General features: G+C 49.3%; 13 protein-coding genes. 11 read left to right on the top strand and 2 right to left on the bottom strand.

From position 1 onward, the window contains the following. Nucleotides 1-56: 56 nt before the first annotated feature. From OXH39_02375 to OXH39_02330, 10 genes are all read left to right on the top strand, one after another. Nucleotides 57-860, top strand: coding sequence for a ThuA domain-containing protein (locus tag OXH39_02375; GenBank protein ID MCY3549277.1), 804 nt, complete (start codon nt 57-59; stop codon nt 858-860). 99 nt (nt 861-959) lie between these two features. Continuing rightward, a complete protein-coding gene (locus tag OXH39_02370) occupies nt 960-1901 on the top strand; it encodes a sigma-70 family RNA polymerase sigma factor (protein ID MCY3549276.1) in 942 nt (313 codons plus the stop codon). A 171-nt stretch (nt 1902-2072) separates the two neighbouring features. Next, entirely contained in the window at nt 2073-2927 is an 855-nt protein-coding gene (locus OXH39_02365) for a phytanoyl-CoA dioxygenase family protein (protein ID MCY3549275.1), read from the top strand. A 42-nt stretch (nt 2928-2969) separates the two neighbouring features. Beyond that, nucleotides 2970-3197 (top strand): hypothetical protein, encoded by a 228-nt coding sequence (locus OXH39_02360; protein ID MCY3549274.1) that lies wholly within the window; start codon nt 2970-2972, stop codon nt 3195-3197. Continuing rightward, on the top strand, nt 3190-3330 hold the full coding sequence (locus tag OXH39_02355) for a type II toxin-antitoxin system PemK/MazF family toxin (protein MCY3549273.1): 141 nt from the start codon (nt 3190-3192) through the stop codon (nt 3328-3330). Before OXH39_02360 ends, OXH39_02355 begins: the two co-directional genes overlap by 8 nt. Before the next feature lie 6 nt (nt 3331-3336). Continuing rightward, complete coding sequence (argH, locus tag OXH39_02350; GenBank protein ID MCY3549272.1) at nt 3337-4833, top strand: argininosuccinate lyase; 1497 nt, start codon at nt 3337-3339, stop codon at nt 4831-4833. Between the two features lie 33 nt (nt 4834-4866). Then, nucleotides 4867-5148 carry a type II toxin-antitoxin system HigB family toxin gene (locus OXH39_02345; protein MCY3549271.1) on the top strand — a complete coding sequence of 94 codons (282 nt, stop codon included), beginning with the start codon at nt 4867-4869 and terminating at the stop codon, nt 5146-5148. Between the two features lie 40 nt (nt 5149-5188). Continuing rightward, nucleotides 5189-5596, top strand: a complete 408-nt coding sequence (locus OXH39_02340) for a hypothetical protein (GenBank protein MCY3549270.1) — start codon at nt 5189-5191, stop codon at nt 5594-5596. Between the two features lie 11 nt (nt 5597-5607). Next, on the top strand, nt 5608-6321 hold the full coding sequence (gene pyrF / locus OXH39_02335; GenBank protein ID MCY3549269.1) for an orotidine-5'-phosphate decarboxylase: 714 nt from the start codon (nt 5608-5610) through the stop codon (nt 6319-6321). A gap of 4 nt (nt 6322-6325) precedes the next feature. Continuing rightward, complete coding sequence (locus OXH39_02330) at nt 6326-7762, top strand: sulfatase (protein MCY3549268.1); 1437 nt, start codon at nt 6326-6328, stop codon at nt 7760-7762. A 39-nt stretch (nt 7763-7801) separates the two neighbouring features. Here OXH39_02330 and OXH39_02325 read toward each other — a convergent pair whose 3' ends face one another. Together OXH39_02325 and OXH39_02320 are read right to left on the bottom strand one after the other, a co-directional pair. Continuing rightward, on the bottom strand, nt 7802-9898 hold the full coding sequence (locus OXH39_02325; protein MCY3549267.1) for a WD40 repeat domain-containing protein: 2097 nt from the start codon (nt 9896-9898) through the stop codon (nt 7802-7804). A 9-nt stretch (nt 9899-9907) separates the two neighbouring features. Then, nucleotides 9908-11896 (bottom strand): WD40 repeat domain-containing protein, encoded by a 1989-nt coding sequence (locus tag OXH39_02320; GenBank protein MCY3549266.1) that lies wholly within the window; start codon nt 11894-11896, stop codon nt 9908-9910. Nucleotides 11897-12302: 406 nt separating this feature from the next. Here OXH39_02320 and OXH39_02315 point away from each other — a divergent pair, with 406 nt between their 5' ends. Beyond that, nucleotides 12303-13076: an FAD-binding oxidoreductase gene (locus OXH39_02315; GenBank protein ID MCY3549265.1), complete on the top strand. Its 774-nt coding sequence runs from the start codon at nt 12303-12305 to the stop codon at nt 13074-13076. Nucleotides 13077-13083 lie beyond the last annotated feature (7 nt).

Below are 13083 nucleotides of genomic sequence, written 5' to 3'. Positions count from 1 at the left end.
AAGACGTAGGATATGGTAAACTGATAGATATTCCGAATGGAGGATTTAATAGAAGTATGTCAAAAAAATCTCGAATTGTTATGGTGGCAGGAAGCGCAAGTCATGGTGGTGGTTCGCATGAACATCCCGCTGGGTGTGCTTTTTTCGCGGATCAATTGAACAAAAATGTGGATGGCGTGGAAGCCGTCGTCTCTCAAGGGTGGCCCGAAGATCCAGCAACTTTCGCCGATACGGATGCAATTATTGTTTATTCAGATGGTGGTGCTGGGCATCTTAGCATTCCGCATCTTGAACAGATCTCTGGGTTAATGGATCAGGGCATGGGACTTGCGATGTTGCACTATGCAGTCGAAGTGCCGAAGGGTGAACCGGGGAATCGCTTCTTGGATTGGATCGGTGGCTACTTTGAGACGCACCTTTCAGTCAATCCCTACTGGACAGCGACGTTTACTGGCTTTCCTGACCATCCGATAACACGCGGGGTAGAACCGTTTTCGTTGGAAGACGAGTGGTATTATCACATGCGGTTTCGTGAAAATATGGAAGGTGTGACACCTGTGTTGAGTGCAATCGCCCCCGCATCAACGCTCGAAAGACCGGATGGCCCGCATAGCGGCAACCCTCATGTCCGAGAATCAGTGGCAAAGGGTGAGCCACAGCACTTAGGATGGTGTGTGGAGCGTCCAGATGGTGGACGTGGCTTTGGATTTACTGGCGGACACCTCCATCGGAATTGGGCGGATGACACACTCCGTAAGTTTATTCTCAACGCAATCGCATGGACAGCGAAGGTGGAAATCCCTGAAGCGGGTATCTCTACGCCAACCCCGACGGAAGCAGAATTGGACGCGTATCTGTAGTCGTTGAAGAAAATCAATCTTACCTCGTTCTTTCTGGTGAAACAGTTGATGTGCTGGTGCATCATCTGGTTCTCACAGAGATTCGCAAGGAAGCATCTGATGAACTATAGTCAATTACTTCAACATGATCTGCTCAGTCGCTCCGAAGAGTTTCAACTCATTCGTGAGGCGCAGTCGGGGAATGAGATGAGTCGCGAACGTCTGATTCTGTTAAATATGCGTTTCTGCCATAAGATCGCCTTGGGTTATGCACGCCCCGATCAGGGGATTCTCGCTGAAGACCTGATGGGTGATGCCGTGGAGGGGTTGATGCGAGCGATTGACAAGTTCTCTATTGAAATGGGGTGTCGGCTCTCAACGTATGCATATCTGGCTATACATGATGCTGTTGGACGCAGCCCCTTGCTTAATGGAATTATCCGGCTCCCCGAGTGGGTACGTGAGGGGCAAGGCAAGATTCGAAGAGCCAAAAAGACCTTAGCGGCATCGGGGAATGATGCGCCATCTTTTGAGGAGATCGCCGCCGTATCAGGTGTTTCCTTGCGGCACGTCGAACTCCACGCTCTTCTTGATGCCAGAGAGCTCGTCTCGCTGGATGCACCAGTAATTGACGCGGATGACAAAAGGATGACCCTTTCGGACATTCTGCCGGTAGAAGATACCGACATTAAACTTATGGAGATCAAATACGATTTGGATTGGTTTTTGGGATTTCTGCCAGAAACCGAACGCTTCATCCTCACGCGGTCGTATGGAATACCGGTGGAGGTGTCGGACGCTGAGCTGGCGACGCTGTTTAGTCGCTCGGTTTCCTGGGTGAGTCGGACCCGCAAACAGGCGTTGGAGTCCTTGCAACGACTGGCGCGCGCCCTGACAGGTAGCGTCTCACAGGCATGGGATGCCATCAATCATCCGTCCATGGTCATGAAGCTGCGCCCTGTTCCTGTGCCCGAAGGGGTCTCATTTGTTGATGGCGAACTGGTTAGCAAAGCCAAGGCACGCGCACAGCCAGAACCGCCGCAGCTGTATTTCGGACTGTAGTTGTAAAGAAATCCAATGGAGCCCCGATGGCACAGTTAAAGGCGTGTGCTTGCTAACGAACTTCACGAAGTGAATTTTCTCTTAACAGTTTATGCTACAAGGCGGAACCTTCTCGTTAAAATCCTATTGAAAAATTTTCAATCAGAAATGATATGACTAAGGAGACAGAACATGGATCAAGAGATACAGGATTATCTGTTCGACCTACAAGGCTATCTGCTTTTGGAGAATGCCATCTCAGAAGACGATCTGGATAAAATGAACGAATGGATTGATAGACATTGGGAGTACGTTGAGCATCCGTGGGAGGAAAACGGAGACGACAGACGGATTCCGCGTTGGATTGGGAACATTGAAACGCATACTTACAATATTGAAAATGGCGTGAATTTCCAGAATATCATTGAGGGTGGTGAGGTTTTTCAGAAGTTGATTGACCATCCCGCATGGGTTGGGCTGGTACGGAAATACGTCCATGAAGTCAATGGGCTTTCTATCCACGAGAATTTCCTTAACGTCCGCGGTCCCGGCGGTTTCATTCATATCCACTGCGGTGGACACGTCCCTCTAAGTTATCTGACCTTCCGGCAGGAGAACACGGGCGAATGGATGGTAGGACAGATTAACGTCCTAATGGCACTGAACGATATTGGACCGGGAGATGGCGCGCCTGTGCTGGTGCCGGGAAGCCATAAATGCACGGAGATTCACCCGCGTTTGAAGCATGACGGGAAAGGCTTGGTTTACGATGGCATAACCGGTAAACCCGCAGGAACAGCCTTTGGGACGAAGGAGATTTATCTCAAAGCGGGGGATGTCGTCATGTTCACAGACGCGATTACGCACGGTTCGGCGGAACGGACGAATGAGGGGTATCGCCGGTCGATTGTCTATCGTTATTCTCCGAGGTATGTCCGCGAACGTTTTGACTATCCGCATTCAGACGAGTTGTTGGCACGTCTAACCCCAGACCAACGTAAGATTATCCAACCGACATCGATACGTCGTCCGCCGCGGGTTACATAGCAGGCGAATTATGTCTTTATCTGTGAAAGGCAAAGGAGGTTCATGATGCTTACGGTTCAAGAGATAGAAGCGTCGTTGACGAACCTTAGTACTGATGAACTGCAACACATTGAGCGAGTTATTCGCGAGTTATATCGAGCTCGTCATGAAACTATCATTTATGATGATGACTATGGAATCTGGACGGAGCAAGATCAGGTTTCTGTAGCAGCGGAGGTTTTTCAAATGTTTGAGAAAGATGAAGATTTAGAGGGCAATATTGATGCCTAAACGTGGTGAGATCTGGTTAGCCGACCTCGGATTCGTAGCAAAGACGCGACCTGTTCTGGTTTTGAGTGTGCCTTTTTCAGATTCAGATTATGCTTTAATAACAGTTATACCACGCACAACAAACATAAATTGATGGAATATGGGAAAACCTGAAAAGACGCTCTGGGGTGGACGTTTTAGCACGAGCCTCACTACAGAAACAATAGCCTTCACGCACTCCATTGAAGCCGATACGCGCCTCATTGGATACGATATTTGGGGAAGCCAAGCGCATGCGATTATGCTCGCGCGGCAAGGGATTATCTCCGATGCCGATCTACGCGAAATTTTGCGCTGGCTCCAGAAAGCAGCGACAGATTTCCAGAACGGTGATTTTACCCTTGATCCGAATAAAGAGGACGTGCACATGAACGTCGAATCGTATCTGATTGAGAATGCTGGACGCGAATTCGGGGGCAAACTCCACACTGCCCGCTCTCGTAACGATCAGGTACTCGTGGATGCACACCTCTACATCCGCGATGAGATTCTCAACATTCAGCGTGGACTTTCTACGCTCTGCGATGCCTTTCTGCGGATTGCCAAAAAACACGCTGACACTGTGATGCCGGGTTATACGCATACGCAACACGCACAACCGATTAGTCTCGGTTTCTGGGCAACGGCGTACGTGAGTATGTTCCTGCGGGATCAGAAACGTCTACAGTCTGCATACGCACTCGCCAATACGAATCCGCTCGGTGCTTGTGCTTTGGCTGGTACAACCTTCCCAATTGACCGAGAATTGACAACGAAACTGCTCGGTTTCGACGCACCACACGAACACGCACTTGATGTTATCAGCAGTCGGGATTTTATTGCAGAGGTGCTTTTCGCGTTATCGCTTGTGATGGCGAACCTCTCACGGATTAGCGAGGAGTTGGTCTATTGGACAACTTATGAATTTGGGATGGCGGTGCTTGACGATGCGTATAGTTTCGGGAGCTCCATCATGCCACAGAAGAAAAATCCTGACATCGCGGAACTTACGCGGGGTCGTACAGGACGCGTCTACGGAGCGTTGCTTGACTTGTTGACGAACCTCAAGGGGTTGCCGATGGGCTATAACCGCGATTTTCAAGAGGATAAACCGCCGCTGTGGGAGGCATTCGATGTTGTGAAGGCGTGCCTCGGTCTGCTACCGGAACTCCTCAAGACGACAGATTTCAAGACAGAACGGATGGCTGAATTGGCGAATGCGAACTTTGCCACGGCAACGGAGTTGGCGAACTATCTCGTTAAAGAGCATCAGATGAGTTTTCGGGAGTGCCACGAAGTTGTCGGATGGCTTGTCGGGGAACTGGTTCAGTCAGAAAAGACATTTGCCGATTGGGAGTTAACGCAGGAATTCTTGAGAGAAAAAAATATTGACATACCGATTTCGCGGCTGAAACAGATTTTGGATGCAGAGTTAGCGATTCAGAATAACCAGAGCCTCGGCGGCACGTCCCCTGTGGAAGTTCATCGGATGATAACTAATTTTGAGAAACAATTGGGTGAAATCGCGTTGCATATCTATAATTGTCAGACCCAAATTGAGAACGCGCATCAAGAGACCCTCCGAATCGTTAATGAAGTTTTAAAAGTGCCGGTTTAGATAATATTGTAAGCGAAGGAATATAAAGAATCGATGCATACAGGTCCGTACACACTACTGCGGGATTTTGCACAGAAGCATCCGAATACCAGATCGGCACTTGATCATTGGTATAGATTGATAAGCGGGAGAAATTTTCGTTCGATTGCAGAATTGCGTGAGGTTTTTCCTCACGCTGATCGAGTTGAAGGTTGGACTGTTTTCAATATCGGAGGGAACAAGGCTCGCCTTATAGCATTCATCCACTATGGGCGGCAAACGGTTTCTATCCATCGTGTGTTGACACACCCCGAATATGATAGATGGAGGTCCTGAGAGAGTGAAATCTATTACTGAAAAATGTTAGGAGTAAATTATGGTAACTGAAGAACGCCGTATATCTGACGTATCGCGAGTAGAATTAACGCACGACCCGCGTAGCAATCCGCAATCACTTGCGGCAGCCTTAGAAGTTTTAATTCACGCGGTTGGTGCCTACAAAGACGACAATATCCCGACTGTGACCGAAGACGACTACGAACACCTTGTAGTCCTGCTTGGTGACTTAACCGATGTCGTGCGTGAAGACGAAAATCACATTTTCGCGCCATTGATGGAATTTGCTATCCTGCTTATTGAAAAATATGACCATGTACAGATGCCAGAACTGGCTGCGCATATTGAAAACTGTAGAGCACAACAGGTACCTAACGCGAAATCCGGTCCCACTCACTACTCTGAAGCGCAAGATCCAGAAAACACCAATACTCTTAAACACGGATAAGGAGGCGAAAATTGAGAGATAGATTAATCGTCGCATTGGATACGGATGATGGTGAAGAGATTGATTGGTTATCTGGAACGCTTATGGATGTAGTCCGTTGGTTTAAGATGGGCTTTCAGGCGTTCAGTGCGCTTGGGATGGAAGCTTTTCCGTGGTTCGAGCAGAACGGGCATAAAGTCTTTGTTGATCTGAAATTCCACGATATCCCGAACACGGTGGCGCGCGATGTCGGCATGATGACGAAATACGGCGCAAATATGATTAACATGCACGCCTCCGGTGGACTTATGATGATGAAGGCGGCAAGAGCAAGCGCGGATGATGCCGCATACGAAGCAAATATACCGAGACCTATTCTACTCGGTGTGACGATTCTGACAAGCATCGAAGAAACCAACTTTCGATTGAGTTTTGCCTCGGCACGGACGCTCTCAGAGCAGGTCGTCTATCTCGCACAATTAGCACAGGAAGCCGGATTAGACGGTGTCGTCGCATCGCCGTTGGAGATTGAATCGGTTCGGAAAGCGTGTGGCGATAACTTTTTGATTGTGACACCGGGCATTCGACCAGAATGGGCAGAGAGCGGCGATCAACGTCGTATCACCACGCCAGCGGAGGCGATTCGGCGCGGCGCAGATTACATTGTTGTGGGTAGACCTATTATTGAGGCGGAGGATCCTTTGGAAGCTGCCGAAATGATCCTTGATGAGATGAGAGAGGCTTAAAAATATGAATATCGTCTGTATTTGTTTGGACACGTTTCGTGCCGACATCATCGGCGAAGGTAAGAAATATAGCCACGTTCAAACGCCTAACCTCGATGCCCTTGCATCGGAGTCTGTCCGTTTTACGCGCGCGTTTGGTGAGGGGCAACCGACACTTCAGATCCGTCGTGGTAACTTTACGGGGATGCGGAGTTTTCCGTGGCGGTATAACTTCGATCGGCGCGGACATTGGCACCACGCACCCGGCTGGCACAAGATTCCACCGGAGCAAGATACGATTGCCGAAGTCCTACTCGAACGCGGTTACCTCACTGCCCTTATTGCCGATACCTATCACATGTTCAAGCCGACGATGAATTTCTCGCGGGGATTTGCGCATTTCGATTTCATCCGCGGGCAAGAGTCTGATAACTGGCACAGCGGCGATCCGAGACTGATTGAAGCGGAGCTCCGAAAACATGTCCGTGAACCGATCAATTGGCAGCGACATGCTGGACTCGTCAACTACCTGTTGTCGCAACGGCATCGCCAATCGGAGGACGACTATAGTTGTGCGCGCGTTTTTCGTGCTGCTTCTGACTGGCTTGAGGATAATCATACTGTCGGTCCGTTTTTTTTATGGGTGGATAGTTTCGATCCGCATGAACCGTGGGATCCGCCGAAGTCTTACGCAGACATCTATTTTTCGGACTATTCGGGCAAGGATTTCATCACACCGGGCAGTGGGAACGAAGGCGATGGACCTACGGAAGATGAACTGCGCCGCATTGAGGCTCTCTATCTCGGAGAGGTTACGTTTGTTGATAAATGGGTTGGCGTGCTACTTGATAAGATAGAGCAGCTGAACATCAAAGACGATACATTGGTTGTGCTGATGTCCGACCACGGCACACAACTTCGCGATCACGGGAGTTTCGGGAAGGGCGCGAACAAACTGCATCCGTTCAATACGCAACTCAATCTCATGATACGGCATCCGGAGGGACCGAACGACAAGGAGATTTTCGCATTTGTGCAGAACCACGATCTGATGCCGACGCTCCTGAATCTACTTGACATTCCGTGCGGTTGGACGGATGGTGAGGATATGTGGCAGCTCGTTACGCAGGAGAAAGCACTCCTCCGTCAACGGATTATCACGGGTTGGGCAGGCTTTGCTACGGGTAATGCGCGTGGACGCGTCAGTGTCCGCGATAATCACTGGAACTTCTGTACTTCGGTAGGTTATAACGATGAAAAGGGTGATGAGCTCTTTGATGTCCGAAACGATCCCGAAGAGAAGGTGAATGTCGCGAGTGACCATCCCACAGTTGTTGCGGAACGAAGACGAGATATTGAAGCGTTGATCGGACAACCCTTGCCGGGGCATTTCATTGAGGTCTGTGATCCGGGGCACGCGCCGATGACGCGGTGGCTTCAGAAGAAATTGGCGGAGATGTAGAAGTGGCTATCAGCGGTCAGCAGTCAGCCAATAGCCAAATCATTTGTCATTTACCTTTTTGAATTCCTCCCAATTCCAGAGGAGGATTGTGCCGTCGGTACTTCCACTTGCGAGTGTTTTGCCATCTGGGGATAGTAGCAGCATCTGTATTAAATCTGTGTGCCCTGCGTGTGAGGATAACAGTCTGCCCGCGTGGACATCCCATAGGTGGAGTATACCGCTTCCGTCTCCACTAACAAGGATTTTGCTATCCGGTGAAAATAGCAACTGGCTCACTGTTACCCGCGGCTCGGTGATATTGGTGCTATTTTGCTTACCGTTTTCTGTATCCCATAAGATGATTTTCCCATTTGCACTTCCACTCGCGAGTGTTTTCCCGTCCGGTGAGAACGCCAATGCTCGAATCTTGTTGTTATGTTCTTTGAGTGTGAAAAGTTTTGTGCCTGTGTGTGCATCCCACAAATGAACGGCTCCCAAGTTACTACCCCCTGCGAGCATTTTTCCATCGGGTGAAAATGTCAATGTGCGGACGTGAACCGGGTGTCCTTGAATCGTCAGTTGAGGATGGCGTGTGTCGGCAAAACCGAAAAATTTCTTGATGCCAGAGGGTTGCCGCGCAGTGGCATCCCATAAACGGACCACATTGTCCTTGCCGCCGCTTGCTACGGTTGTGCTGTCGCGGGAGAAAGTGAATCCAGCTTGGAAGGAGGATGCACCTGCTACCCTTCTTTTCTCCTTCGGTGGTCCCTTCAGGGTGGCACACACGCGTTTTGCGGTCACATCCGACAACTGTGTTATGTTCCTTTTCCAGTATTCGTGAGCGACAATTGTTTTACCATCAGGTGAAATTGCCGCAAACGCGTTCTCTATATTCAAGAAGCGAACGGATATTCGGTTTCCTGTGTTGATATCCCAATCCTTCAGTTGAACGCTGTTCCAAGTGAGAGGATACACACTTGTAAAAGTGGCCCCCGTTTCAGAGAAGACCAGCCCCAACGGATTTCCGAAGTGTCCTGAGCAGGTGAAGCGCTCACTTCCGGTGGTGGTATCCCATACTCGGATGTTACCGTAGCGACTGGCTGTGATAAGCGTTTTCCCGTCCGGCGAAAATGCTAACGCGGAGACTTGATTCTTATGTCCTTTGAGCGTTAGCAGAGGGGTATACTGTCCGAGCATGCCCGAGCTCTCCTGTTCTTTGGCGGTGGCATCCCACAACCGAACTTTTCCGTCACTACCTCCACTTGCGAGGAGTTTGCCGTTCGGTGAGAAGGTTAACGCGTCAAAGCTGCCTGTAGATGTTTTGAAGATTGCGCGAAAGGTACCGGTATCCACATTCCACAACCGAATTCTGTTGCCTGTATCACCACTTGCGAGTGTTTTGCTGTCGGGTGAAAATGCCAATATCTTAACCGGTAGCGTGTGCTTCTCCAAACTAAACAACGGTTCCCCGGTATTCGCATCCCATATCTGAATCGGATGATGAATTGTATATTCCGATGATGAAACGGTTGCAAGGCGTGTAGCATCCGGTGAGAGCGCTATGACGACCCTGTATCCCAATTTAGAATCCGATTTTGTTTCCGTAATAATGGGTTCGGTTGTGTTGGGTCTGAACTTCCATAAACGAATCTGTCTATTTCGTTCGTTGGCAAGCGTGATTCCATCTGCGGAGACGGCAGAGACTGCATTCGTGATTCTTTTGGGACCTGGGAAAGTTGCGCGAAGCTTGGCTGTGGATATATCCCACGTCTGGATGTCCCCTGTATAATCGCTGCTCGTCAGTGTTTTTCCGTCTGGAGAGAAGGCTATGGTTTTGATATTTCTCACTTTTTCGTTGAGGCGTGCGATTTCTACGCCGGTGTGTGCATCGTATAACCAAATACCGATACTCGTCACTACGACGAACTGTGTGCCGTCCGGTACAAACTTTATGTCCGTGATATGCCCCGTCCCGAGACGTAGCGTCGCACCCTCAGGCAGTTGCCATTGGGCATAAGCAGGAGCCGCTACTTGTGTTTGGGAGTCTGGTGGGGTTTCTGCTAAATACCGTGAACCTATCCAACGGAGTAGCAGACTGAGCAACAGCACGCCGCAGATGAACAACAGTGGTATAAGGAGAAAGCGTGATTTTTTCATCGGTTGTTCCTACTGTTTCATATCCCAGAGGAGGATTGTGCCATCGGCACTTCCGCTTGCGAGGGTTTTGCCATCTGGAGAGAACATCAGTACATAAATGGATCCTTGATGTCCTGTGAAGACGGTTTGTATCTTGTGATTGGGTTCTAATTCCCATACCTGAATTGATCCTTCCCCGTCCCCACCTCCAATTGCAAGCGTCTTTCCATCTGGAGAGAAGGCTAACGCATGCACGTTTTCCCGAACACCGATGGTGCCCATCGGATCGCCAGTGTGGGCGTTCCATAGATAAATCTTATTTCCGCTTCCGCTTGCGAGCACTTTGCTATCTGCGGAGAAGGCTAACGCACTGATAGGCTTCGTGTTTCCCGTGATGAGGTTCAATAGGCTTTTGCCCGTTTCGACGTCCCATAAAATGATGGTTCCGTCTTCGCCGCCACTTGCGAGGATTGTGCTGTCGGGTGAGAATGTGTATTCGCTCACACTGTGTGTGTGTTCCTTGGGTGTGAATAGCTCGGCACCGGTGTCTGTCTTCCAAATCCGCACCTTGTTGCCCAAAGCTCCTATTCTACCCCTACCCGCAAGCATTGTCCCGTCTGGTGAAAATAGCAGGGGCCAGTAGTCATGCATCCGGTCTGCGCCTTCCAAGGTAGCCAGATGTTCTTTCGTTGTAGCGTCCCACACCTGAATTCCATCGAGAAAAATACGTCCCGCAAGTTTTTTGAGGTCTGGAGAGAACGTGAGTCCCATAACATCTTGAGGGGGTGTAAGGATGGCCTCTTGTGTAAAGGTTTCTACGCTCCAAACGTGCGCTCTTTCTTCAATTGTACTATCACTGACAAGGTATTTGCTGTCTGCGGAAAAGGTGAGGGCACTTACCCACTTCGCGTACGCACCAAGAGAGAAGGATAGTTGGTAGCGTCCGGTGTTCACATCCCAGACATGGAGGCTACCGTCGCTACTAACGCTGATGAGTTGGCTACCGTCTTTAGAGAATTTCACACTATGAACGTCATCCCGTTTTTTGGGAAGGATGCCCTGCTCAAGTAACTTGAGCATTCGGTTTGCTGCCACAAGTGGATTGATTGCATCATCCGGCGTAGGGAGGCTTTTCTGTTCGGTGCCAGTGTTGACCTCCCAGAGCCGCATTGTTTTATCGCGACTCGCGGTGATAAGTGTGCTGCTGTCTGGTGAAAAGGCGATGTCCCGAACTGTATCGGTGTGTCCTTTGAGACCCGTTCGGAGCGTACCGGTATCGACATCCCACAAATGCACCGTGTCATCCCAGCCCCCACCAGTTGCCAGTATTTTACCGTTGGGTGAAAAGACGATCAGATCAATGGATCCCAAGTCTTTGCTGTCGGCATGTAGCAACTCACCTGTGTTAGCATCCCACAGACGGAGCGTGCTTCCCGCACTCGCAAGAATCTTACCGTCGGGTGAGAAAGCGACTGCGTTTACTGCACTCGGATGTCCCATTAGGCTTTTGATATATTTGCCGGTGTTGACCTCCCATAGATGCACCGTCCAATCTCCACCTGCGGTGGCAAGTTTCGCGCCGTCCGGTGAAAGTGCGAGTGCGTTAATTGAATCCGGGTGTTCATCGAGCATGGCGAACGCGTTGCCTGTGAAGGTGTCCCAGACGTAAATACTGTTTCCATGAGCAGTCGCTATAATTAATGCGTCAGTTGAGAAGGTCAGTGTCTCTGGTGGTATTTTGATAAAGAAACCATCTTTTTTCTTAGTTTGTTTCTCTGTGAACAGTGAAACGACTTCGCCGGTTTGGGCATCATAAATCCAGATGCCGACAGTTGTTGAGGCGACGACTCGGGTACTGTCCGGTGACAGTTTGATGTTAATCAATTTACCTCTTCCGAGACGCGCTTTCGCACCTTCGGGTAGGTGCCACTGTGCTGCGAAGTCTTGTGCAAGACTCTCGAATAAGAGTAAGTTGGTAAGTAGAAGGCATACGATATAGAGAAGGTGGGTCTTTTTCATCAACCTGAACTCCTTTTGGGAAATGGTTTTAGTGTTGAAATATCTATATCATATTGGATAGCAAATTCCGTGCCGATTTGCGCGATACCACATTGGTGAAGTTCTTAGCAAAATGCACAGGAAGTACTGCACAAAATTGGGCGTACCTTGTACGGAATTGCACGAAATCGGGCAGATTTAATTTGTTGCTTGTATTTCAGTTTATCACGAAAAGTGTCTGAAATCAAGCACAGAAGTGTTAGAACCGAATAAAAAGACTTGACCTTGATTTTCGTTTTCAGTATAATATGTGGGGAAGTCATCAAAATTCCATCATTTTTAGTTCGGTGTAGTTTGCTACGCCGGGGTTCCTACTCGCTACTGGGAACGGACTGAACTTGTTATAAAAAATTTGAAGGGAAAAATTATGCAAAGAAGACGCGCCAGGACGCAATATTGTAAAGGTGAGTTAATTGAACGTGAGGACTTTTCTGAAGATTTAGCCGCGTTCAAATTCCGTGTTGATAAAGAGTTGCCATTTATACCAGGGCAATATGCGACTATCGGCTTTGAGGTTGATGGGAAGATTGTCCAACGTCCCTATTCAATAGTATCTTCACCACACGAACCGTTTATGGAGGTTTTCGTGGAATTGGTGCCAGAAGGGGCAACCACGCCCCTATTTTGGGCATTGAAGTTGGGAGACACTGTGTTTTTTCGGGAACGCCTCGTCGGGAAATTCGTGATGGACACGGAGAGCGGAATGACACGCCATGTTATGGCAGGCACTGTAACCGGAGCTGCGCCGTATATTAGTATTGCGCGAACGCAAAAAATTGAGCAGGAACAGGGCAAGACGAGTCCACATCAGATCTTAGCAATTGTCGGTGCAAGCCGTTCGTGGGAACTTGGGTATTACATGGATGAACTCAACGAACTCGCGGCACAGGAGGAGTGGTTCACGTTTGTTCCGACGGTGAGTCGTCCGTGGGAGGATCCGGAGTGGCAAGGCGAGAGCGGACGTGCTGAAGATGTGATCCGAAAGTACGGCGATCAACTCGGTTATGACCACACCAATGCTGTTGTTTATGCGTGTGGACATCCACAGATGATTGAGAATGCGAAAGCGATCTGGGCGCGTGCGCGTTATCCTGAAGAGCGGATTAAAGAGGAAAAATTCTTTGTGATTAAGGAAGAATAGTGGATAG

The organism is Candidatus Poribacteria bacterium (genome assembly GCA_026702755.1).
Classification (GTDB): Bacteria; Poribacteria; WGA-4E; order WGA-4E; family WGA-3G; genus WGA-3G.
This window is presented reverse-complemented; position numbering and strand designations above follow the sequence as displayed.

Bases quoted from the DNA above. Each gene is read 5' to 3' on its own strand.
- OXH39_02375 (MCY3549277.1), top strand. From the start codon at position 57: ATGTCAAAAAAATCTCGAATTGTTATGGTGGCAGGAAGCGCAAGTCAT.
- OXH39_02370 (MCY3549276.1), top strand. From the start codon at position 960: ATGAACTATAGTCAATTACTTCAACATGATCTGCTCAGTCGCTCCGAA.
- OXH39_02365 (MCY3549275.1), top strand. From the start codon at position 2,073: ATGGATCAAGAGATACAGGATTATCTGTTCGACCTACAAGGCTATCTG.
- OXH39_02360 (MCY3549274.1), top strand. From the start codon at position 2,970: ATGATGCTTACGGTTCAAGAGATAGAAGCGTCGTTGACGAACCTTAGT.
- OXH39_02355 (MCY3549273.1), top strand. From the start codon at position 3,190: ATGCCTAAACGTGGTGAGATCTGGTTAGCCGACCTCGGATTCGTAGCA.
- argH (MCY3549272.1), top strand. From the start codon at position 3,337: ATGGGAAAACCTGAAAAGACGCTCTGGGGTGGACGTTTTAGCACGAGC.
- OXH39_02345 (MCY3549271.1), top strand. From the start codon at position 4,867: ATGCATACAGGTCCGTACACACTACTGCGGGATTTTGCACAGAAGCAT.
- OXH39_02340 (MCY3549270.1), top strand. From the start codon at position 5,189: ATGGTAACTGAAGAACGCCGTATATCTGACGTATCGCGAGTAGAATTA.
- OXH39_02330 (MCY3549268.1), top strand. From the start codon at position 6,326: ATGAATATCGTCTGTATTTGTTTGGACACGTTTCGTGCCGACATCATC.
- OXH39_02325 (MCY3549267.1), bottom strand. From the start codon at position 9,898: ATGAAAAAATCACGCTTTCTCCTTATACCACTGTTGTTCATCTGCGGC.
- OXH39_02320 (MCY3549266.1), bottom strand. From the start codon at position 11,896: ATGAAAAAGACCCACCTTCTCTATATCGTATGCCTTCTACTTACCAAC.
- OXH39_02315 (MCY3549265.1), top strand. From the start codon at position 12,303: ATGCAAAGAAGACGCGCCAGGACGCAATATTGTAAAGGTGAGTTAATT.